The 22,427-nt window shown below is 45.2% G+C and carries 25 protein-coding genes; 12 read left to right on the forward strand and 13 right to left on the reverse strand.

From position 1 onward, the window contains the following. Positions 1–141: 50S ribosomal protein L20 (locus tag AC5EF3_RS00505; protein WP_493546641.1), on the forward strand; the 141-nt coding region annotated here is incomplete at its 5' end. A gap of 117 nt (positions 142–258) precedes the next feature. Next, positions 259–744, forward strand: a complete 486-nt coding sequence (locus tag AC5EF3_RS00510) for a hypothetical protein (RefSeq protein ID WP_493546612.1) — start codon at positions 259–261, stop codon at positions 742–744. Positions 745–746: 2 nt separating this feature from the next. Here the strand turns inward: AC5EF3_RS00510 and AC5EF3_RS00515 are convergent, their stop codons facing one another. Further along, positions 747–1,427, reverse strand: coding sequence for a DUF2161 domain-containing phosphodiesterase (locus tag AC5EF3_RS00515; protein ID WP_493546613.1), 681 nt, complete (start codon positions 1,425–1,427; stop codon positions 747–749). Between the two features lie 176 nt (positions 1,428–1,603). On the opposite strand from AC5EF3_RS00515, the gene pheS reads away from it, so the two are divergent. The 4 genes from pheS (at position 1,604) to AC5EF3_RS00535 (ending at position 6,940) form a co-directional block, all read left to right on the forward strand. Beyond that, complete coding sequence (gene pheS, locus AC5EF3_RS00520; RefSeq protein ID WP_493546614.1) at positions 1,604–2,689, forward strand: phenylalanine--tRNA ligase subunit alpha; 1,086 nt, start codon at positions 1,604–1,606, stop codon at positions 2,687–2,689. A gap of 47 nt (positions 2,690–2,736) precedes the next feature. Then, positions 2,737–3,297 (forward strand): hypothetical protein, encoded by a 561-nt coding sequence (locus AC5EF3_RS00525; RefSeq protein ID WP_012777911.1) that lies wholly within the window; start codon positions 2,737–2,739, stop codon positions 3,295–3,297. 52 nt (positions 3,298–3,349) lie between these two features. Then, complete coding sequence (pheT, locus tag AC5EF3_RS00530) at positions 3,350–5,761, forward strand: phenylalanine--tRNA ligase subunit beta (protein ID WP_493546615.1); 2,412 nt, start codon at positions 3,350–3,352, stop codon at positions 5,759–5,761. Between the two features lie 198 nt (positions 5,762–5,959). After that, a complete protein-coding gene (locus AC5EF3_RS00535) occupies positions 5,960–6,940 on the forward strand; it encodes a ParA family protein (RefSeq protein WP_012777909.1) in 981 nt (326 codons plus the stop codon). Here AC5EF3_RS00535 and AC5EF3_RS00540 read toward each other — a convergent pair. From AC5EF3_RS00540 to AC5EF3_RS00570, 7 genes are all read right to left on the reverse strand, one after another. After that, positions 6,937–7,584 (reverse strand): bifunctional diaminohydroxyphosphoribosylaminopyrimidine deaminase/5-amino-6-(5-phosphoribosylamino)uracil reductase RibD, encoded by a 648-nt coding sequence (locus AC5EF3_RS00540; RefSeq protein ID WP_493546616.1) that lies wholly within the window; start codon positions 7,582–7,584, stop codon positions 6,937–6,939. The two genes, AC5EF3_RS00535 and AC5EF3_RS00540, sit on opposite strands and share 4 nt — an antisense overlap. A gap of 166 nt (positions 7,585–7,750) precedes the next feature. Continuing rightward, entirely contained in the window at positions 7,751–8,461 is a 711-nt protein-coding gene (gene gpmA, locus AC5EF3_RS00545) for a 2,3-diphosphoglycerate-dependent phosphoglycerate mutase (protein WP_493546617.1), read from the reverse strand. A gap of 160 nt (positions 8,462–8,621) precedes the next feature. Next, complete coding sequence (locus AC5EF3_RS00550; RefSeq protein WP_012777906.1) at positions 8,622–8,858, reverse strand: DUF2164 domain-containing protein; 237 nt, start codon at positions 8,856–8,858, stop codon at positions 8,622–8,624. Positions 8,859–8,860: 2 nt separating this feature from the next. Further along, positions 8,861–9,991 (reverse strand): M23 family metallopeptidase, encoded by a 1,131-nt coding sequence (locus AC5EF3_RS00555; RefSeq protein WP_493546618.1) that lies wholly within the window; start codon positions 9,989–9,991, stop codon positions 8,861–8,863. Positions 9,992–10,039: 48 nt separating this feature from the next. Then, positions 10,040–10,663: a hypothetical protein gene (locus AC5EF3_RS00560; protein WP_493546619.1), complete on the reverse strand. Its 624-nt coding sequence runs from the start codon at positions 10,661–10,663 to the stop codon at positions 10,040–10,042. Continuing rightward, the gene (locus AC5EF3_RS00565) at positions 10,660–11,223 is read right to left on the reverse strand and encodes a hypothetical protein (RefSeq protein WP_493546620.1); all 564 of its coding nucleotides are present in this window, start codon (positions 11,221–11,223) and stop codon (positions 10,660–10,662) included. Before AC5EF3_RS00565 ends, AC5EF3_RS00560 begins: the two co-directional genes overlap by 4 nt. A gap of 83 nt (positions 11,224–11,306) precedes the next feature. Then, complete coding sequence (locus AC5EF3_RS00570; RefSeq protein ID WP_493546621.1) at positions 11,307–13,538, reverse strand: S8 family serine peptidase; 2,232 nt, start codon at positions 13,536–13,538, stop codon at positions 11,307–11,309. 305 nt (positions 13,539–13,843) lie between these two features. Here AC5EF3_RS00570 and AC5EF3_RS00575 point away from each other — a divergent pair, with 305 nt between their 5' ends. The 4 genes from AC5EF3_RS00575 to AC5EF3_RS00590 all read left to right on the forward strand — a co-directional run bounded on the left by AC5EF3_RS00575 (position 13,844) and on the right by AC5EF3_RS00590 (position 16,283). After that, on the forward strand, positions 13,844–13,981 hold the full coding sequence (locus AC5EF3_RS00575) for a hypothetical protein (RefSeq protein ID WP_493546622.1): 138 nt from the start codon (positions 13,844–13,846) through the stop codon (positions 13,979–13,981). A gap of 113 nt (positions 13,982–14,094) precedes the next feature. Further along, positions 14,095–14,844 carry an SIR2 family NAD-dependent protein deacylase gene (locus tag AC5EF3_RS00580; RefSeq protein ID WP_493546623.1) on the forward strand — a complete coding sequence of 250 codons (750 nt, stop codon included), beginning with the start codon at positions 14,095–14,097 and terminating at the stop codon, positions 14,842–14,844. A gap of 87 nt (positions 14,845–14,931) precedes the next feature. Continuing rightward, positions 14,932–15,690, forward strand: a complete 759-nt coding sequence (locus tag AC5EF3_RS00585; RefSeq protein ID WP_012777899.1) for a YebC/PmpR family DNA-binding transcriptional regulator — start codon at positions 14,932–14,934, stop codon at positions 15,688–15,690. A gap of 89 nt (positions 15,691–15,779) precedes the next feature. Further along, entirely contained in the window at positions 15,780–16,283 is a 504-nt protein-coding gene (locus AC5EF3_RS00590; RefSeq protein WP_012777898.1) for a DUF4188 domain-containing protein, read from the forward strand. Here AC5EF3_RS00590 and AC5EF3_RS00595 read toward each other — a convergent pair. Then, positions 16,280–17,707: a cryptochrome/photolyase family protein gene (locus AC5EF3_RS00595; protein WP_493546624.1), complete on the reverse strand. Its 1,428-nt coding sequence runs from the start codon at positions 17,705–17,707 to the stop codon at positions 16,280–16,282. The two genes, AC5EF3_RS00590 and AC5EF3_RS00595, sit on opposite strands and share 4 nt — an antisense overlap. A gap of 179 nt (positions 17,708–17,886) precedes the next feature. Here AC5EF3_RS00595 and AC5EF3_RS00600 point away from each other — a divergent pair, with 179 nt between their 5' ends. After that, a complete protein-coding gene (locus AC5EF3_RS00600; RefSeq protein ID WP_493546625.1) occupies positions 17,887–19,368 on the forward strand; it encodes an amidohydrolase family protein in 1,482 nt (493 codons plus the stop codon). Positions 19,369–19,377: 9 nt separating this feature from the next. Next, complete coding sequence (locus AC5EF3_RS00605; protein WP_493546626.1) at positions 19,378–19,830, forward strand: low molecular weight protein-tyrosine-phosphatase; 453 nt, start codon at positions 19,378–19,380, stop codon at positions 19,828–19,830. Positions 19,831–19,894: 64 nt separating this feature from the next. Here the strand turns inward: AC5EF3_RS00605 and AC5EF3_RS00610 are convergent, their stop codons facing one another. The 4 genes from AC5EF3_RS00610 to efp form a co-directional block, all read right to left on the reverse strand. After that, positions 19,895–20,323 carry an organic hydroperoxide resistance protein gene (locus AC5EF3_RS00610; protein WP_493546627.1) on the reverse strand — a complete coding sequence of 143 codons (429 nt, stop codon included), beginning with the start codon at positions 20,321–20,323 and terminating at the stop codon, positions 19,895–19,897. Between the two features lie 72 nt (positions 20,324–20,395). Next, positions 20,396–20,797: a DUF1330 domain-containing protein gene (locus AC5EF3_RS00615; protein ID WP_493546628.1), complete on the reverse strand. Its 402-nt coding sequence runs from the start codon at positions 20,795–20,797 to the stop codon at positions 20,396–20,398. A gap of 74 nt (positions 20,798–20,871) precedes the next feature. Beyond that, positions 20,872–21,606 carry a 2OG-Fe(II) oxygenase gene (locus AC5EF3_RS00620; protein WP_012777892.1) on the reverse strand — a complete coding sequence of 245 codons (735 nt, stop codon included), beginning with the start codon at positions 21,604–21,606 and terminating at the stop codon, positions 20,872–20,874. 91 nt (positions 21,607–21,697) lie between these two features. Beyond that, a complete protein-coding gene (gene efp, locus AC5EF3_RS00625; RefSeq protein ID WP_012777891.1) occupies positions 21,698–22,270 on the reverse strand; it encodes an elongation factor P in 573 nt (190 codons plus the stop codon). Positions 22,271–22,427 lie beyond the last annotated feature (157 nt).

Genomic DNA, 22,427 nt, shown 5'->3' on the forward strand with positions numbered 1-22,427 from the left:
AACACAAACTACTCAACTTTCATCAATGGTATCACAAAAGCTGGTATCCAGATTGACCGTAAAGTTCTGTCCGACCTAGCCATCAAAGAGCCTGCAGCATTCAAAGCAGTCTTCGACAAAGCAATGGCAGCTATCGCTTAATTAGCGACGCACATTGAAGAATTCAAAGAACGCGCTACCCTAACGGGCGGCGCGTTTTTCCGTTTTAGAGAATCCATATATTGATAATTTTACAGCTCTCATGTGGATTATTTTGAATTGACTAACAACTACACACAAGCATGTCTTGACCTTCCAAATTTCCCCGCAGACGTAATGGATATTTGGTTACGTTCTGAGATTGAGAAAAAAGGGTGGCCTCCATCTCCTATGAATGACTGGAAATATCTTCAAAAAAAAATCAAAAGCATTCAATACCTACAAAATTTGAGATGGAACCTTCAAGAAATAGAGCTACTCAACATTAAAATAATGCAGGAGGACGTCGAAACCATACAGTTAGTATTAGGGAACGGTTATGGCTCCAAACACAGGATCGATTCAGTCCTTCAATATTTTGAAACAAAACCAATTTTTCCTAAACCAATCATCCTTGAGAAAATAGCCGACGGCTACAGTTTGTTAGACGGAAATCATCGCTTCGCAGCATTCCTGATTGCCATGGAAAACAACAAACATACCAATAAGTTCGTACAAGTTTCTTTAAAACAACCCGCGTGGATTGCAACCAAGATGGATGCTTAAGTTCATTTTCTAAACCCCTTCACACCCTCAATCCCCTTTGGCGTAATCGCATAGATTCCCTTTTCCACGCGCTCAAACCAACCATAATGGTCATCCGCCATTAAACGTGTGGCGCGCTCAACGCCTGTTGCTTTAGCAACGATTGCGCCTTTGCTTGGGCCTTCAGCTTCCAAAAATTTCGCACACAGCATTGCATCTTGGCGATAAGCCGTCACCAACCCCACCCGCGTTTGCCCGCCTTGGTTGGGATCACCCACGCGACGTGCAAACTCTTTCAATAGTCTTCCTTGTCTCACCTTAGATTTTCGCGGCTGATAGGGCGCAGGATCACAATGCACTTCAACGAGTTCATCTTTTAGACGCACTGTGATTAGTCCCAAGCCCAAACGCCGACATAGAGACAAATGCCCCTTCATCGCAGTCTGAAATGCCTTGCCGCTTCCGCGCGGGATCACAAGATACACATCATCAGAGATGGCTTGGCGCGCCACGCCTTGATGTAAAAGCGCTAAAGTAAAACTTAGCTTCAACTCAATCAGAACCGGTGGCTCATCCCCGCGCACGGCTACAGCATCCACGGCTCCAATCTCAGCCTTCACCTCATATCCCTGCCCTTCTAGGAAGGACTTTACGGGTTCATACAGGTCGGTTTCTTTTGGCTTGTTTATGGATTTATCTGCCATGGTTGAGACCTTTATTTACCCGAATTTACATCATCCAATCAGTCTTAGAATGTCAGGTATAAGTATTTTCTTTAAGCATAAGCTTCACGCCCAACAAATAATCCGCTAATCCACACCACAATATGTTTTTGGGGATATTTCCCCTATCTAAATTCGGACTATGAGGTTCTTCGCCGATGACGGCCACGCTCGACAATCTCGACGCTCTTGAAACTGAAATTTCAGCAGCCATCAATGCCACCACCAATGAAGCCGCGCTAGAAGAATTGCGCGTGGCCGAGCTTGGTAAAAAAGGTCGCGTCTCTCTCATGATGCGCGAACTTGGCAAAATGAGTCCTGAAGAGCGTCAAGAAGCCGGTCCCAAATTAAACGGCCTAAAAACCCGCCTCGCAGACACTATCACAGCCCGCAAGGAAGTTTTGGAAACAGAAGCGCTAAATGCTCAACTTGCTGCCGAAACCCAAGACTTATCCTTGCCGCCACGTCCTGAACCAGTCGGCGCACTTCATCCTGTTATGCAGGTTTTTGAAGAAGTCGCAGCCATTTTTGGTGATATGGGATTTGCGGTTGCCGAAGGTCCAGACATTGAAGATGACTTTCACAATTTCACAGCACTAAACTTCCCCGAAGGACACCCTGCGCGCGAAGATCATGACACATTCTTCATGACTCCAGACGCAGAAGGACAACGCAAAGTCCTCAGAACACACACATCACCAGTACAAATTCGTACAATGATGAGCCAAAAACCACCCATTCGCGTGATTATTCCGGGCCGCGTTTACCGCAAAGACTGGGACGCAACACACACACCTATGTTCCACCAAGTGGAAGGTCTCGTGATCGACAAGACAACACATATGGGCCACTTGAAGCAGTGTTTAACGGATTTCTTGGAAGCCTTCTTTGAAGTAGACACCGCCGAAACACGCTTCCGTCCACACTTCTTCCCTTTCACAGAACCATCTGCCGAAATGGATGTACGCTGTGATCGCTCTGGTGACAGTATCAAAGTTGGTCAGGGTGATAGCTGGTTAGAAATTCTTGGCTCCGGCATGGTCCACCCCAATGTATTGCGCAATTGCGGCCTAGATCCTGATGAATATCAAGGCTTTGCCTTCGGAATGGGCATCGACCGCCTCGCCATGCTTAAATACGGAATGCCTGATCTACGTCCTTATTTTGAAGCAGATGCAGACTGGATTTCAAACTATGGATTCAAGCCTTGGTTATTGCCAACACTAACAGGTGGCTTGAGCTAAATCGCGTTTCTCACCGTATTCAACATTGCCAAGGGGGCATGTAGATCATGAGTAAAGAATCATTCTCAGCTATGGAAGTCGTCATCGCCGTTGGTGCTTTGGTGACATCTGCTGCGGCCGTCTACATTGCTTGGGATCAGGCAAAAACAATGCACGTAGAACAACATGCATCTGTTTTTCCTGCAATTCAGATTGATCCATTCAACCATCATGATAACGGACACGGACTACAACTTGGTTGGAATGTTGAAAATGCTGGTGTTGGCCCAGCCTTCATTCGTTCAGCCAGACTGTATAAGGGAGACACTGCTTTGACAGGCTATGAAGAGCTCACATCCCTCATTCCCGCTGGTGCAGACATTGAATTTAAACAATTAACTGGCCGCGTGATTGCGCCTGGTGTTGCCAAAGAAGCGCTCACCCTATCTTGGCGGTCATTGGTTATTCCTCAATCAACGGTCACTGGTGCCTATGCCAGCACAGGTGATTGGACGATGGAGATATGTTATTGCTCCACTCTTGATCGCTGCTGGACTTCAAAATCAGGCCAACGTGTTCATCCTCAACGTATTGACGCCTGCACAACATATAAAGACGGGCTGTTTTAAATCCGATATTTAAACGCCCTTAAATACCCTCTACCTAGAAAAGACGAAACCAATGAAATTCTCAGTCTCTTGGCTTAAAGACTATCTTGAAACAGACGCTGATCTCAATGGCATTATAGATGCCATGATCCTTGCCGGTCTGGAAGTTGAAGAAGTTGAAAACCCAGCCGAGAAGCTTGCCGCTTTCACTACGGCAAAGGTTAGTAAAGCTGAGCAGCACCCAGACGCTGATAAATTACGCATTTGTACCGTCGAAACAAAAGACGGCACTAAGCAAATCGTCTGTGGTGCACCCAATGCCCGCACAGGAATCACTGCCGTCTACGCCCCTTTAGGCGCTTATATTCCCGGTCTTGATTTCGCTTTGGATAAAAAACCCCGCAAACTTCGCGGCGTTGAAAGTTCCGGCATGATGTGTTCAGCCACAGAAATTGAAGTTGGTACGGAAAGCGATGGGATTATGGAAATCGAAGGCGATTTCCCAGTAGGAACACCCATAGCTGAAGTTCTTGGCCTAAATGATGCGGTTATTGACTTTGAAGTGACACCAAACCGTCCAGACTGGCTCGGCGTTACTGGTATCGCACGTGACCTTGCAGCTGCAGGTCTTGGCAAAGTCAAAATTCCAGAAGTACCAGAAATCAAAGGCAGCTTCCCTTGCCCGATTAAAGTGACATCAGAAGACACAGAGGCTTGTCCTGTCTTTATGGGGCGCTTGATCAAAGGCGTTAAAAACGGCCCATCACCCGACTGGATGCAAGCCCGTCTCAAAGCTATTGGTATCAACCCCAAAAACATGCTCGTTGACGTCACCAATTATGTCTCATTCGACCGTTGTCGTCCCCTCCACGCTTATGATGCAGACAAGCTATCTGGCAATATTGTTGCCCGTCTTGCAAAAACGGGTGAGAAACTTGAAGCCCTCGATGACAATACATATGAATTAAACCAAGATATGTGCATCATCGCAGATGATAGCGGCCCAATCGGTATTGGCGGCATAATGGGTGGATTGGGCACTGCCTCTTCAGATGAAACTGTCAATATCTTCTTAGAAGCTGCGATTTTCGACCCACTCCGCACAGCGCGTGCAGGACGCTCAACTGGTATTGTGTCAGATGCACGCTACCGTAATGAACGCGGTATCGACCCAAATTCTTGCCGTAAAGGTCTGGATTTAGCCACACAGCTCATTCTTGACGCATGTGGCGGCGAAGCTTCAGACATTGTTGTAGGCGGTGCAGAGCCTGCCCCTCAAGAGGCAGTTGATTTCAAGCCAGTCGATATGAAACGCCTAACCGGTGTCGACATGAGCGCTGATCGCATGAAAGAAATTCTGGCTACACTTGGCTTTGGCGTCGACAAAAAAGCCAAACTTGAAGACTCTTTATGGAAAATCAGCGTGCCAAGTTTTCGCCGCGATGTTTTCCAATCAGCTGATATCGTCGAAGAACTCATTCGTATTGAAGGCTTTAACGCCCTCCCAACTGACAGTCTTCCACGCGAAGCGGGTGCCGCTAAACAAGTCGTCACACCACTACAAAACCGCGTTCGCACATCGCGCCGCGTTCTCGCCTCTCGAGGTTTCCTTGAAGGCGTTAGTTGGTCTTTCATGGACCGCGAAACAGCCAAATCATTTGGTGGCGGCGATAATGATGCGCTCGTTGTCGATAATCCAATCGCCAATGATCTAAATTATATGCGCCCTTCTGCTTTGGCTAACCTTGCCCAAGCAATCCAGCGCAATGTCGATCACGGGGCTGAAGAAGTTCGTCTGTTTGAAGTTGGACCCGTTTATCTTGGGGATGGCCCCAAAGACCAGCGTACGGCTGTAACATCCCTTGTAAAACCACGCCCAGCTCGTCATTGGTCAGGTGCAAACACGCCTTATGATGCATTTGCAGCAAAAGCAGATTTGTTTGCTGTTCTTGCATCAATAGACCAGCCGGGTGAACGTTTCCAAATAGGTGAACCAGTCGGCGGGCATTGGCACCCTGGGCGCTCTGCAAGTCTGCGCCTTGGTCCTAAAAATGTCATCGGGACATTTGGTCAATTACATCCTGCTGTTTTGAAAAAACTAGATGTAGAAGGCCCAATGTTTGGCTTTGAGATTTATCTTGAAGCAATCCCACAAGTAAAATCAAAAGGCGGTAAAACAAAACCACGTCTTGAAAAAGCAGATCTCACCCCGATCCGCCGTGATTTTGCATTCCTTGCTGATGCAAGCACTCCCGCCGGAGAAATATCAAAAGCGGCATCCAATGCAGACAAGAAACTTGTGACTGCCTGCCGTATTTTTGATGTGTATGATGGTGAGGGCATGCCTGAAGGTAAAAAATCTGTCGCGATCGAAGTCACATTACAACCTCGCGAGACTCAGCTCAAAGATGCAGATATCGAAAAGATTTCAAAAAGCATTGTTGCCGCTGTAGCTAAAGCGACAAAAGCTGAACTTCGTGGTTAATTTATAAAAGCTTACTCATAAATACGTCACTCTATTTTATTATGCTGCACTGGTTGGGGAATGAACGACCAGTGCAGATTATTTGAAATTAGTTTCGACATTCATTTGCAATACAAGCTAAGCTCTGATTATCGTGTCATTGGGGCTGGGAATATTGTAGATTAAATTACCGGTTGTCTCCGGTTTTTGAGGGTAAGAATGGCTTCCAAAACACCTGTAATTGCAGTTGCGAACCTTAAGGGTGGTGTTGGAAAATCAACAACGACACTTATGCTTGCTGAAGGCCTCGCCTATCAGTATGGCCTGAATGTGCTTGTCTATGATTTTGACGCGCAGGCAAATCTTACAGAATTATTGCTAACCAGCGAAGGTGTCACCCGCGAACGCAACCAAGAGCGCGGTGTTGCCGCTATTCTTGATACTTTCGTTCCAGATGCTCAAAAAAATATAGATGATTTACGCATCGTCGTCGAACAATGGAATGCCACTGTTATTGACGAACTCGTTCGAAAAAAGAACCGCAATAAAGAACAAGGCTGGATATCCCTCCTCGCAGCTGACCCATCTATGCGTTTCCTCGAACCTTATCTGGAAAGAAGCCCCGGAAAAGACTGGTTTGATATTGGTGATGCCCTCATAGAACGACTTGAAAAAGCAACGACTTTTGAACGCAATCAAGCCGATATCATCATCATAGACTGCCCGCCCCACGTATCTACTTTATGTCGGGCTGCACTTAAAATGGCAGATTTTTATGTGACCCCCACACTCGCTGAAACGCTTTCCATTTGGGGACTAAGACAGTTTTCAACTTGGATGACCCACACAGATCAAACACCATGGTTGGCTAAGTCAGGTAGTGCCTCTTTTGATGAACGTCAGTTTGTTGTGTGCACACGCTTTATGCCGACATCACGCAGTCACCAAACGGCTTTAGCCGGATTAAAACAAGACTGGCCAGAACGCACTTTCTCTTCACCTATTGGTGCACGTGTATCAATGAGCCGAGAGTTACCCCGCAAATCCATAAACAGCCTGCATTCATTTGGAAGCCGATATAGAGGCAAACTAAAATCTGATGTCATTACATTAGCAGATGAATTCACAAGCTTTATCATGCAACACAATTCAGACTTAAACTGGCAACGTGTTAATCATGGAAAATTCCTAGCCGGTTAAATGCCCGATTTCAAAAGGCCTGCTTTTTCAAAAGACTTAATCAACAAACTATCTGACCGTAAATAAACCCGTGTCATGCCGGCTTTTCCAAGGCGTTGCATCGCTTGAAGAGGCGTTTCAGCTTCTTCAAGTTGAACCTCAGCATCATAACTTTCAGGATTGTCGCTGATCTCGAGCAAAGGGCGGCCTGTTTCCAGCAAATGGAAAAAGCCACGCGTTAATTCAGCTGCTTCATCTTCAAGCAATCCAACTTCAACATTAAGCCCAGCCGCTTTAAGTTTAGCTATGCCGCCTTTCGCTGTTGGGTGAGGATCTATCTGCGCAATAACAACGCGCTTTACCCCTGAAACAACAAGCCTGTCTGAGCACCCCGCACCTCCATTGCTGCGAGAGTGACACGGCTCCAGTGTCACATAAGCCATCGCTCTAGAAAGGTCTTGTCCTCTCAATCTTTCCAAAACAATTTCTTCTGCATGAGGTCGGCCACCATCACCTGTTGCAGCTTCCCCAATAATTGTTTCACCTAATACAAGAACACACCCAACAGCTGGATTAGGTGCAGTCCGCCCCAATTGCGCACGCGCCAGAGCAATCGCGCGCCGCATATAGATTTTATCCATTTCGATTTCAGGTAAAATACTCAAGCCAAGGCTACCCTCTTCTATAAAACCAATCAGGTTTCGCTGGCATAGTTGAGCGCAGGACCGCCACTCATGTAAACCACTATAACTATTGTTTCAGTAAATATCAGACACAAAAAAGCGGAATACTCTTCAGTATCCCGCTCAATATTTTAATCAGATTCGGCTTTTAGAAAGAAGGAATTTCCGTCGCACGTTCAGCATCCATATATGCAGCGGATTTAACTTTTAGGTCAGCATCCAAATCGATCATAAGTGGGTTACCAGTCGGAATTTCCACTCCAGTGATCACATCATCTGCTACATCAAACAAATCCTTCACAATGGCACGCAAAGAATTTCCATGCGCAGCAATCAAGATGTTTTTGTCTGCTTTAAGAAGCGGTGCAATTTCGGCGTTGAAATATGGCATAACGCGCTCAAGTGTGAGTTTCAAACTTTCCGTCATCGGCACATCTAAACCTGCATAACGCACATCATTTGCCGGATCGAATTCCGCACCCTTTTCCATAGGAGGTGGTGGCACATCATATGAACGTCGCCAAATTTGAACCTGATCTTTACCGTGCTTTGCAGCTGTTTCAGCTTTGTCCAAACCGGTTAAACCACCGTAATGGCGTTCATTCAGGTGCCAGTCTTTGGTGACCGGAAGCCAAGTGCGTTCCATTTCTTCAAGAGCGATCCACAGCGTACGAATGGCACGTTTTTGAACAGACACGAATGCTTGATCAAATGCCACACCTGAAGCTGCAAGCATTTGACCAGATTTTTTGGCTTCAGCAACACCTTTATCTGTTAGGTTTACATCCCACCAACCTGTGAAACGGTTTTGCAAATTCCATTCGCTTTGTCCGTGACGGATCAATACCAATTTGGCCATGTGGTTGCCCTTCTGTGTTATCGTGTTGCCGACAATGATAGATATTCAGATCTAACAATGTGTCTAAAATTCAAGTGTTGGGAATGGGTTTATCAGTCAAATGACAAGCTGCAACATTACTTCGTATAATTTCGCTTAGAAAGAAGCATTACGGTGCATTTTAGCTTTGCTCGTCTAAATATACATCCCCATCCAAATCATCTAATCGTGTTTGAAAATAAGCGCGTACATCCTGAACAGCCTGATTATAGACTGTGGGTCCAACGGCTTTTAAAACAAGATCTAGCATCTGAGATGCCCGAAAATCCGAAAGGTTTTCATCAAACTCATCACGGAACATAATAGCTAATTTATCTTGCAGAGCAGATTTTCGATCATCGTCAATTTCTAATATCATACCTAATTTTCCAAAACCATTTCGCCCGGTGCATTCTCGCGGCGCTCATAGGCTTTGACCAGTGATGTATAAGGCGGTGCCCACGTCCAACCATATTCAGCTGTGTTTATCTTTATTTCAAAATGCAAATGCAGTGTCGTCGGCGTTCCACCAAAATCATTGGACACATATCCGATAACATCACCGGCTTTCACTTGCTGCCCCAATGTAACCTGCAATGCCCGCATGTTCATGTGCATATAGCGGTAAATTCGTCCGCCTGCCCGCACGTTCACAGTGTAGCTACCGATATTGGAAATGTAGCCATCTTCAGCGGCAACAACTTCATATCGTTTGCGTTCTTCGGGCAATAATCGGCGTTCTGCCATACAGCCTTCTGGTGTACCCACACGAATATCTTGCCCAACATGGACGCCTTGAGACGGACAATACGGAGACGTTGTCGTGCGTGTTCTATTTTCACAAAAATTGTCACGCCACGCAATTTCAAAATTGCGTTCATCACATTGGTCACCACCCCCGATGCCGCCACCATATCTATAAACTTGCGACTGAGGGTGCGCTGGCGCAGTTTTTATCGGGAAGACCATATCAGGCACATAAACGGTCAATTCTTCTGCCCCCGACCCACTATTTGGCTCTAAATCGCCTGGAGGACGGTATTCAAAAACCGGTTCAATGACTGGATCAGGCGAAGGCGTTGCGCTTGGTGTAGGCAAAGGCTCTTCTGGTGTCGGTGTCGGAGTTGGCGTTGCAGTGGGTTCTGTTTCAGGCGAAGTTTCCGAAGTATCATCATTGGACACTGGCTCTTCGACAACCTCTTCCTCTTGATCTACTAGATCAGAATCAGTCAGGTCATCCGTATTTTCATCTAGTCCAACTGCATCTGTTTCTTCCGGCAAAGGAGTTGAAGTGGGGATAGGAGAAATAGGGTCAGATGTTGGTGAAGGCGTGGGTGTAATAGTTGCTGATGGTTTGGGTGTGGGTTGCGCACCTGGCTCTTCTATTGGCTCAAGCAGATAGTCACACCCGCCAACAATTATCGCCACCCCTAAAACAAACCCCATCATTGATTTTGACGCGAGACGTTTTTTGCCAACCGACAATGGCCGTATTCTATCCAATCCAACCATTTAACACCCCTCTACTACTCAACCACCCAGTCATTTTGGCTTTATCATCTATTCCGCAACAGCCACAAATAACCCATTTACAACGGCTTTGGCCTCTTCTTCAGTAATACAGCTCGTATCGCCATCTAAAATATTACATTCAAACTCAACCAAATAGTCGGCACCAAAACGAGAGAATGCAATCTGAGCACCCGCTTCCATCTCGTCAAACTTCATTTCCTCAAGATCATCCGCATTGGCAGCTGCCGAGGACGTATCATAAACCTCATTCGTGCCGTTCACGATAATATCGTATTTTGCACCCGGATAGCTTGCAAAATAGCCATCTGGGGTGAATGCAACTGTCTGTTTTGAATTGGCTGGCATAACAATACCGGACGGCAACATCACAGGAACTGGGCTTAAGGATGCATTCCCTGCTGCCTGCGCCAATACCGTATCTGCGCTTATTCCCGCTTCAATGGCTTGGATACGCGCTTGACGTGCAGCAGCCCAATCAACATCACGTTTGGCTTGTTTAGGTGTTTCCGCACCTGATAAATCTTCTACTACACCAGTTTCTATACTGGCTGGACTTGTTGCTGTTTCAGTTTCAACAGCATCTTCACAGGAGACAAGACCAATCAAAGCAAATGCAGGCAAACCAAATCGAACAAGCTTATTCTTAATCATCTATTTTTCCCCGGTTGTGCCGTCGCATTTGGCTCGGCATAAGCGATATTTTGTAATTTTTTAAGTCGTTTAACGGCATCCATATATTCAGATTTCAAATCTGAGCGCGCATCAACCTTATCAGGGTTTAAATCAACGACAAATTCGTTTGAATAGGAAACGCGCTTCAGCCTTAAGTTCGTAAGTCCGGCTTGACCTTGAAACAATTTATCAAACTCTGCTCGACCTGCCGCCTTATCTTTCCAGAAAATATCGCAAATCCGATCAGCTTCCTTGTCATTTTTCAACATGACGACAATTTCAGGTGCAGGCCCAAATTTAGGAGGCATACCACCTGCAGGATTTTGCGCAGGTTGAACTCCACCCGTACGCACATCTTGATAGGAAGTCGGAATTATCTCTGGGGTCTGAGCTGTTTGATCACTGTGCTCGGCTAGTTCTGCGTCGAAATTTCCCATAGGTTCAGACAGGATGAAACCACAGCCAAAAGCCGTGAACAATCCGCACAACATGGCGATGACTGGTGCCAGTTTTGTTTTCTTTTCGCTATCCTTATCCATCATCAAACCCCTTTTGTGCATTAGATATGACATACCCCAGCATAACAAAGCTATGCTGAACCATATCCGAACATGCTTTCAACCTAATCCAGCTGGGCATTAGCCAAGTCGAGAGCTACGCCTCCACATGGTCTAAAGCACATACCTTCCTGCCCAGGGATAGGCTCTGATCCGGGATAATGTGTACATTTTCCTGAACATTGCAATTGTGATCTGGAATTTGTCGCTGATTTCAAACGAGACGTCAGCTCTTCACTTGTCGCAAGCGGGAATTGAGACTTGATCAAAGCCAACGCTGCAGAGACATGAGGAGCCGCCATAGAAGTTCCGCTTTCATAGGCATAATAACATGATTCAACAGGCTCATTCGTAACCGGATCATAGCAATTTTTTGCATATTTTGTCGACAGAACACCATCTGGACGACCATCACCATTATCATCTCGCGTCAGGTCACCACCTGGTGCAAGAATATCTACAGCCTCACCATAATTGGAATAAGGCGTTAGCATACCGCGCGCATCTGAAGCCGCCACAGACACCACATTCTGACATCCGCCTGGTGCATAATATTTGGTATCAATACGCGCATTCCCGGCTGCAGCCACAACAACAACACCCGCATCCGTCGCATCATTAATTGCTTCTTGCATAGACGCCGGACAGCTTTCAAAGAGACCAATTGAGAGATTTATAATATCCGCTGGATTCGCATTCCAGATTTCATCTCCCAGATCATCACGCGCTGGCACAACACCCGCCGCCCAGCGAATTGCATCATTAATATCAGACAGCTGACCACCACACCGACCAAGCGCACGCACTGGCACAATCGTCACATTCCATGCGCCACCAGCAACACCAGATGAATTATCTGTTGAAGCTGCACCAACTGTTCCCGCAACGTGCGTTCCGTGAAAAGTGTCTTGCGCTAATGGGTCTGTTGGATCACATGCATCCCCCGGATCATTGGGATCGGAATCGCGACCATCACCATCATTTCCCATGAATGGATCTGATACCATATCAAAACCTGGGGCTAAATTACGAGATGATTTTATGTCTGGGTGGTCCATTTGAAGGCCCGTGTCGATAACCGCAACAGTCACACCAGCAGATCCAGTTTGATTTGCTCTACTCCAGAAATTTGCAAATCCGGCACCGCCTTCAGACTCATCTTCGCCAGTACCTTGATTTTTAAAATGCCATTGAAAACCCCATAATGGATCGTTTGGGTTTAAACCAGAGCTTGTCGTAATTGGCGTAACTGGAAGGTTTTTGGGGCGGATCTCAAATTGATTTGTGAAAATATAGTCTGGTTCAACATATTCATAATCACCCGACGCACGTAGATCTTCTACAACACATCGTGTTGCTAGCTCAGCATCTGAACGCATTGCTGTGCGTGTGGAATCTTTCGAGCAATCTTGCATCTTATCTTCAGACTTCAGCTTATGCGGTGCAAATCTTTTGAACTTTTCATTGAGTCTCGGTTTATCATCGCGCTGGTAACCTGTCGGATCCATACCGATATTAATGACCATATTGCCGCCATCACGCGCATAAGCAGCACCCGACAAACCCATATTTTCCAGACGTTTTAGCGCTTTAGATCTGGCATCCAGCGCGGCAACTTGATTGAGTTCCTTGCGAACACGCACATCTCTCTTGAATTTTTGAATTTTCTGAACAGCTTCTCTAGGTGGTTCCAGTTTTTTTAAAACCGACTCTCGTGTCTCAAAGTTTTCAATTCGCTCCATATTCCGATTAGCATGCATTGCACGCTTCACCTGCGTGCGGGCATCATTGGACAAACGAATTTGACCATTATTCTTACTCATTTCATTGGGTTTCAGACTACGAACCACATCTGGAACAGCTTGCTCTATTGCTGCAAATTCTGACTCTGTAACAATCGCTTCAGCGACTTGCGTCTCTTCTGCTTCTGGTAATTGACTTGAGGCCGGCATCTCTTCTTCAACGACTGTCGTGAGAGATTCTTTTGGCTTTGCTATCACCGAGCCAATGACAAAATAACTTTCTGTTTTCAAAGCCTCTTCCAGACTTTGTTCTGGCACTGCGGAAGCTGTTACAATAGAACCTGACATCGCTCTGGCTTCAATTGGGGCCTGTTCTAGATAATCAATTGCATTGGCTTCACCAAGAACATCATGTGTGAGTTGTTCTTGTACTTTTTCCGTTAGAATTTCAAAATTCTGCTGTTTTTGTTCAGCTTGTTCACACCCTGTCACCAACCCAAACGCGGCAAACACACCAGCACCTAAAAGCGTTTTGAAACTTTTCCACTTGGTCATTTCGGATCTCACAGCCTGTTTATGTTAATGCAATTGAATGATCAGCCTTTTAAAGAGCAATTATACCCCTTCAATCAACCCATTCCATTTACCTTAATGAACTCGATTTGCGACCACATAATGTCAGACAATATATAAAGTTGGGAATTAAATCTATTTATGTACTGACATTGAGGCCCTCAAACTCAATACCCAGCGCTGCAATTGCACACCATCTTTATCTCCACGAATAATCTCCTTACTTTAATAGTGGATTTATGGTATTCTTCATTTCAAATACCTTCGATATTTTTGGGAGTTGCAAAATGAGTAAATTACATGTCGACCCACTCGCGATATATGCGCTCATCGGTTTTGGCTCATTAATACTGGTTTGCTTAGGACTAACAGCTTGGGTTGTTATGAAAGTCATGAACGCCAAACCAATAGACTCAGACCAATAGTCAAATTCGACCTGCACAACTTCCAAATACTTGCGCAGGTAATTGAATAGATTTATGGTTAATTGCATTATTGCTATACTGCTGATTAATCTTATATCTTATTGAATTTTATAATGAATTACGTACAATTTAAGCATGTTGTTTTGCTCACCGGAGGTGGTGTATCCGTAGAATCTGGAATTCCTGTCTATCGAAATGAGGATGAAATATGGACTCGCAAAGAAATGGAAAACTTCTTTCGGCCAGATACTTTTCGCAAAAATCCAGAATTAGTGCATGATTTCTATAACAAGCGTCGTATGGATTTAAAAAAAATACAGCCTAACAAAACCCACTGCCATATCGCTTATTTACAGGATCAATTATTAGGCTCCAGAACAAAATTGACAATTATTACAAAGAATGTCGACGATTTACATGAAAAAGCAGGTACGACAGATGTCATTCATATTCTTGGCGACCTAAATTCAGCTTTTTGTACGATCTGCAACATAAGAATAAAATGCTTGGGTGACCTTAGCACGCAGACAATCTGCTCCAATTGTAAAAATAAAAAAACCATGCGACCCGACATCGTCTGGGCTGGGGAAAAACCATATCACATGGACAAAATTCAAGCCGCCTTAGATGAATGTGATTTATTTGTTTCGATTGGCACATCAGGCTCCGTCTATCCGACCGCAGATTTTGTAAACCTCGCAAAAAAGACCGGAGCAGTCACGGTCGAATTGAATCAAAAACCTTCAGCAAACGCCACTTCGTTTGACCATACAAATTATGGTCCTGCGTCAACAATCGTGCCTTTCTGGGTTGATACATTCATCCACGGTCAGCCTGATTCAGCGCTACACCCTTTGCAATAGCAATCAGTTTTTTCCTATCCCTTGCCGAAAAGCTGCTGAATGGGCTACACACCCTCAATCCAAGTATTTATTAAAGAAGAGGCAGCCATGGCCGGCCACTCCAAATGGGCGAATATTCAGCACCGCAAGGGTGCTCAAGATAAGAAAAAAGCGAAAATTTTCGCAAAGCTCTCCAAAGAAATAACAATCGCCGCAAAAATGGGTGGCAGTGGTGATCCGGACATGAATCCTCGCCTGCGTCTGGCCATTGCCAATGCGCGCGGTGCATCCATGCCCAAAGACAATATCACCCGTGCAATTGATAAAGCCGTTGGCGGCGACATGGAGCAATATGAAGAAATTCGCTATGAGGGTTTTGCCTCTGGTGGTGTTGGCCTTATTGTAGAATGTTCGACAGATAACAAAAACCGTTCTGGCGGTGATGTGCGTGCATCCTTCACCAAAAATGGTGGTAATCTTGGTGAAACCGGCGCGGTTTCCTTTGGTTTTGATCAGGTTGGCCAAATTGTATTTTCCGCAGAAGCTGGTGGCGAAGATGCTGTGATGGAAGCAGCAATCGAAGCTGGAGCTGATGATGTTGAATTTGATGGTGATGCGCACATTATATACACAGCGCGTGAAGACCTGATGGATGTTGCTTCTTCGCTAGAAGGAAAATTCGGCGAGGTTGAAGCTTCTGCAACCGAACTTATCTGGAAACCGCAGAATCTTGTTCCTGTAGAAGACGAAGAAACAGCTGGAAAAATCTTAAAGCTAATCGAAGTTCTTGAAGATCTAGATGATGTCCAAAATGTCTACAGCAATTACGATATCTCAGATGAACTTATGGAAAAATTGCTAGACTAACTTTCAAGTCTTTTAGTACGTGAAATCCGCTTGGGTTTTTCATCCTTTGTAAGGTATTCCAGTTTCATTGCGGACCGAAAGTGGGGATCATGGTTGCAACGAATGATGACTATGTCACGGTTGAAATGGAAGACGATTTTGTCGTCTTCCTGACAGGTATGCGTATCAATAAATGGTGGAAAGTGTGGAAATGGCTCCCCGTTTTTATTGCCATGCCACGCATGTGTCGTGAACTTGCTCGCCGCCCAGAACTAGGCATGATGCATTATCGCTACCATCCGGGGTTTGGAAGCATGATGGTTATTCAATACTGGAAATCTTTTGACCATCTACATGCTTATGCATCCAATCAAGGATGTGCTCATGTTCCAGCGTGGCGAAAGATGAACAAAGCCGTCGGCACAAATGGTGATGTTGGAACGTGGCACGAAACCTATATGGTTAAAAAATCAGAATATGAATGCCTATATGTCAACATGCCCGATCACGGGCTTGGTAAAGTTGGACAACAGGTCATCGCCAAAGGTAAATTACGCACGGCGAAAGGTCGCCTTGGCCATGAAAATGACGATTGGTCAAAGTTAGGCGTCTAAGCCGTCATATCCTTATAAGCCGCCAAAGCTTTACCTCGTGCTGTTTTGTGATCCACAATCGGTTTGGGGTAGTTTTCACCAAGCTTCACCCCCGCTTCTTGTAAAACAAGTTTAGGTGCCTCCCATGGTGTGTGAATAGATTTGTTATCCAAATTCGCTAGCTCAGGCACCCATTTGCGGATGTAACTACCTTTTGGGTCAAATTTTTCAGACTGCATGATTGGATTGAAAATCCTGAAAAAAGGCGATGCATCCGCTCCAGAACCAGCAACCCATTGCCAGCTTGCCGGATTATTCGCTGGACATGCATCCACCAAAGTATCCCAAAACCATGCCTCCCCTTCTCGCCAATCAATACGAAGGTGTTTGATTAGAAAAGAGGCTACCACCATGCGCACACGATTGTGCATATAGCCTGTCTGCCATAGCTCTCGCATCCCAGCATCAACCAGTGGATAACCGGTTTGCCCAGATTGCCACGCCGTTAAACCATTTTCATCTTGAACCCACGCAAAACCATCAAAATCTGATTTCCAATTCGTTTGCGATAAATTGTCCGCGTAAAACAAAATAGAGTGCGAAAACTCTCTCCATCCCACTTCAGCAAGAAATTTGTAGCCATCCTTATCAACTTCTCCGCCTGAATGGGCATGAACACCATGCCAAATCTGAAGCGGTGAAATTTCTCCAAAACGCAAATGTGGAGAAAGACAAGATGTATGGTTTTTAGACGGAACATCTCTATTCTGACTATAACCTTTCAAGTTAATCTCCAGAAATTCTTTGAACCGTTCAAAAGCGCCCGCTTCACCTGGAACCCAGACATCCCAAAACCCATTCGTCCAATTGGGTGATGCTGGCATCAAATCCCAATCATCCAAATTATCAAATGGCATGTGATCCAGTTGGGGTTTTGATTGGGTTTTTATTGGTGCCGCTAAACTTTGCGCAGAAACACCTTCTTTTAAAGCTGCCTTCCAGAAAGGAGAGAATACCTTATAGGGTGTCCCTGCGCCCGCGCTTTTAATCTCCCATGGCTCATACAGCACATTCGCTTTGAAACTCTCAACATTCACACCCTCTTCTTTCAGGTGCTCCATAAGAGCGCGGTCGATTGCAACGTCTTTGGGGTCATAGCGCCTGTTCCAATAGACATTGTCGATTTTCAGATCAGAAGTAAGTTTTGGAATTATATCTCGGGCATCGCCCCGCCTTAGTACAAGCGGTACACCAATCGCTTCAAGATCACTTTGCAATCTGATAAGTGATTCATGTAGCCAAGCCTTACAAGCGCTTCCCATTGGCCGCTGCGTATCAGTTTCTTCTAAAATAAATAAAGCAATTGCAGAATTGTCGCTTAACGCAGATCGTAAAGCAGGGTTATCAGATAGTCTCAAATCCTGACGAAACCAGCACAAATTCACACGTCTCTCCCACAATACTACAAACTTCTATGCTATTGTTACGTGCAAGGTGTTGAAGTGGATCGTTTCACTTCACAAAACATTTCATGTGCAAACCTCATTTGCCTTGACATGAATCAACGAAAAATGTGACAGACGGTCAATTTGTCTATTCAAATAGTCTTTGAGGAGAAGAAAAAATGGCTAATGGCGAACGCTATACCAATATCGACCTTATCGGCTTCAATCTTAAAATGCTTTCAAAGGGCCGTGAACGTGCTCTTTTGATAAGTGCCGGTAGTCCCGACGACAAACAATTCCTCCTCGAATCTTGCCGCAATATGGCTGATATCGGAGTGAACATTTTTGCGACACCTGGCACGCAGCGTTTATTTGAAGCTCAAAACATCAAATCATCCCCTGCCCACAAAATCTCATCTGGCACGCAACCCAATATCAAAAATCTGATTGAGAATGGTGAAATTGATTTTGTTATCAATATTCTGACCGGCGAGCAGGATTATGATGAAGGCTCCGATGCCAAACAAATTCGATCCCTCGCAATCAAACACGGCATCCCCCTTATCACGGATCGTGAAGTTGCCCGCGAAACTATCGCAACAGTTATCACCAATATTGAACAAGGCACATATGACTGGAAAAGACGTTCCGCTCAGCGTCCTTGGGATTTAGAAGCCAAATTCCGTGAACTCGTTGAAGAACGCGGTGGCTGGGCCAACCATCACGGCCATTTTGACAAAGCCTATCTGATCTCACCGGAAAACCTTGCACTTGGTTATGCCGACATGGAGAAAAAATGGGAACTTTATCGCCACCTAAAAGAAAACTACACACACGAAGACCTTGTCGAACGTATCTCTCGCGCACTTGAAGTTGTCCTTCAGCAAGGCTCCAAATATTGTCGCACAATGATTGATGCAGACAGCATTATCGGCCTTAAAGGTGTTCATGCAGCCCTTGAAGTCAAAGAAGCTTATAAAGACAAAATCAAATTTGAGATTGGTATCCAGCCACTCGAAGGTGTGTTGGATGAACGGACTCAAAAACAATATGTTGAAGCCTGTAAACTCGCAGATTTCTGCGGTGGCCTCCCATCCCGTGACCGCCCGCGTGAGAGCGAACACCTAGACTTCATCATGAAAACAGCCAAAGAACTTGGCAAAAATGTCGAAGTCCACGTCGATCAGGAAAACAATCCCTACCAAACAGAAACTGAATTGCTCGCGCTCAAAACAATAGAGCATGGCATGCAGGGCCGCGTTTATGGCATCCACTCCATCTCAGTGTCTTGTAAAGATAATTCAGAGCAGGACCGCATTATCAAACTCGTCAAAGAAGCTGATGTCGGTATCGTGATTTGTCCATCAGCCGCTCTTTCCATGAAGCAATTGCCAATGCCGGGCCCGCTTCACAACTCAATCGGACCGTATGTGAAAATGAAAGAAGCCGGTGTGCGTGTCTATCTTGGTATAGATAACATTGCCGACCTCTTCATGCCGATTGTGGATGGTGACATGTGGACAGAAACACGGATGTTGATGGAAGCATGTCGTGACTATGACCTGAATGCGATTGCAGACTGGGCCACACGTCCACCGCTTCACCTTGAAGAAGAATTGTTAGTTGTTCCCGAAACAATGACGGAAAAACAAGACGCTTAAGATATAGATATGACCCGTATTCTCTTTGTATGCCTTGGAAATATATGCCGCTCGCCAACAGCGGAAGGTATTTTTACCCAACATGCAAAAGATGCGGGTCTATCTCACCTTACAATCGACAGTGCAGGCACAGCCAGCTGGCATAGCGGCAAACCACCCTATGAACCCATGCAGGACGCTTGTCGCGCACGCGGATATGATCTCTCAACCCTTCGCGCCCGTCAGTTCACAGCCCAAGATTTCTATGATTTTGATCTCATCCTTGTCATGGATCAATCAAACATGGATGACGTAGAAAGCCTGCGCCCAAACAATTTAGACACGCCAGTCCAACTCTTTCTCGAATATGCCGATAACACAGAGCTAACTGACGTTCCCGATCCCTATTACACGCGCGATTTTGACCAAACGATTGATCTGGTTGAATTGGCAAGTGTTGGGCTCATCGCCTCACTAGGTTAGCTAAAAAAACGCCCTCACTTTTCAGCGAAGGCGTTTTCCATTTCAAATTTCTTTAAAGCTTGAGTTATGCAAGCGACAATTGCACATCAATATTGTTGCGAGTTGCGTTTGAATAAGGGCAAACTTGGTGTGCTTTTTCTATCAACGCTTGGGCAGCTTCTTGATCTACACCCGGCAAATTAACCTGCAGCGCGACTTCCAATCCGAAACCACCTTCAGAGCGCGGTCCAATCCCAACTGTCGCCGTTACAGAGACATCATCAGGAACTTTCACGCTTGTGTCTTGCGCCGCAACGGCTTTCATAGCGCCAATAAAACAAGCTGAATATCCAGCTGCAAACATTTGCTCTGGGTTCGTGCCATCTCCACCCGGTCCGCCCAATTCTTTTGGGGTTGTAAGTGTGACATTCAATTGACCATCTTCACTTTTGGCAGACCCAGTACGTCCACCTGTAGCAGTCGCTTTGGTTGTGTAGGCAACTTTTACTGACATTTTCAACTCCCTTAAAATTAACTCTTAGTCTTCAAGTGGTCATGATCAATCAAAAGATCAATGCCGCCTCGTTTATTCAGCTGGTTTAGTTCTAATCAGCCTTGACGTTTCAACCGCTGCTTTACGATGTTTGGTCACTTTTATGTATTCTGGATTGGTCACCATATCGATGAACGCCTGACCATTTGGATATCTCACCACAAAAGCCAAATCCCAATTTTCATCTTGGGGTCCAATAAACGTTAATTCTGGCTTGCCCGACCAAATAACCTTGCCGCCAACACCTTCCACAAATTTTGCTGCATTCTGACTATAAGTTTTGTATGCCTCCGCACCAGTCGCAACAGTCCCGTCTTCATATTTAGCCTGCGCGTTAAATTTGATCAGATTTATCATCTCAACGGGATGATCTTTTGCCATTCCAATCAATTGTTCAAAAATCTCTTTTTCAGGCACCACATAAGGTTCAGACACGATTTCCTCCGGATATAGCCTCTATCAGCTTCTCCAAACACCTTACTGCTGTTTAAAGCCCAATCAACGTCACGCTAGGACAAGGAATTGTGTGTACGAAACCATCCTGTAATAGAAATGCGCTCTTTCTGGGTATCTTCGATCACTGGGCTCACCTGATGCATCACAGGAACACTAAAAATAGAAAGCGTATTAAAAGCAGGCACAAAAGCGTCCGTCATTTTTCTATTGCTATCAAAAAACTCTAATTGCCCGCCAAGTTCAGCCGTCCATTCCGGTGTTAAACTGTAAACATAAGCAAATTTACGGTTCTTTCCGATCACACCATCATCATGATGATTTAAAAAATGTCCCGCTTGAAAATTCGTCGCTTGCATATCGCAAAACTCGGCATCCGCGCAGGTGACTTGGTTCAAAAAACGCAATACAGCTTCACTATTAAATGTCTCATACAAGCGTATGAGAACATCTTCAGATAAATTCCCAGAGCTCACCATGTCCGCAATCGGGTAATTCTTGTAGAGATATTGAAATTGCGAATGTCGGCGTTGTTTAGCAGCGTTTATAATCAAATTTGTCTTAGTTGGTCCAAGTGCATCTATCTGCGCCGGATGTATATCAAAATGCTTGCCATTTTCATTTAATACCAAACGCCAATCTAGTGTTTTTAAACATTCAAGAATGGATTTCGCCGCGCTCTGTGACAGAAAATCAGGAATTTGCAAACGCGAACTTTTCTTGAACGCGTTCGCCAGAAGTGAAGTATTCAATTCTGGATTAACCTCAAAGTTTTCAACTGCAACCGTCACTCAACATCCATTCAAAAAATCTGATCCAATAAAAATGGCCGCTCTCTTCATTATAAGAAAGCGGCCACAAAATTATACAAGGAAATTAGATTTAATCTTTCGCACGCGTTTCGTATGTCATTTCTTCTGTATTGATAATGATACGTGTGCCCACACCAATGTGTGGTGGCACCATAACACGCATACCGTTTTCCAAAATTGCTGGCTTGTAAGAAGAAGAAGCTGTTTGACCTTTAACAACAGGTTCAGTTTCTGTGATCTCGAAAGTCATTCGCGCAGGGAATGAAATAGACACAGCAACATCATTAAACATCTGAAGCACAACGGTCATATTCTCTTGAAGCAAAGGTGCTGAATCGCCAACCATTGCAGCAGGCACCATGAGTTGTTCAAACGTTTCAGGGTGCATGAAAATATAGTTTTCGCCGTCTTCATACAGATAGTTGTAGTCAACCTCTTCGACGAAAGCGCGTTCCAATTTATCTTGGGTTTTAAACGTGTTGGACACTTTAATACCATCAGAAATACGGCGCATATCAATCGTTGTTGTCGGAGTCCCTTTTCCCGGACGGAAAGATTCTGCTTTTAGTACGACATACAATTGACCGTCAGTGTGCTCTATGACGTTGCCTTTACGAATATTGGCTGCTGTTTCTACGGCCACGATAACCTACCTTTATTGCTTGTGCGCACCAGATGGCTTAAAGCACAGCTCTAGCCAAGCGCGGATTGCGAGATTGACCCTTCCCATAGCGGTCTATACGCCTTTCGCCAAGGGGCTAACGGCATTGGGCTATCGATTATCAAACAGTTCAGGACAC

Source organism: Hirschia sp., assembly GCF_058892565.1.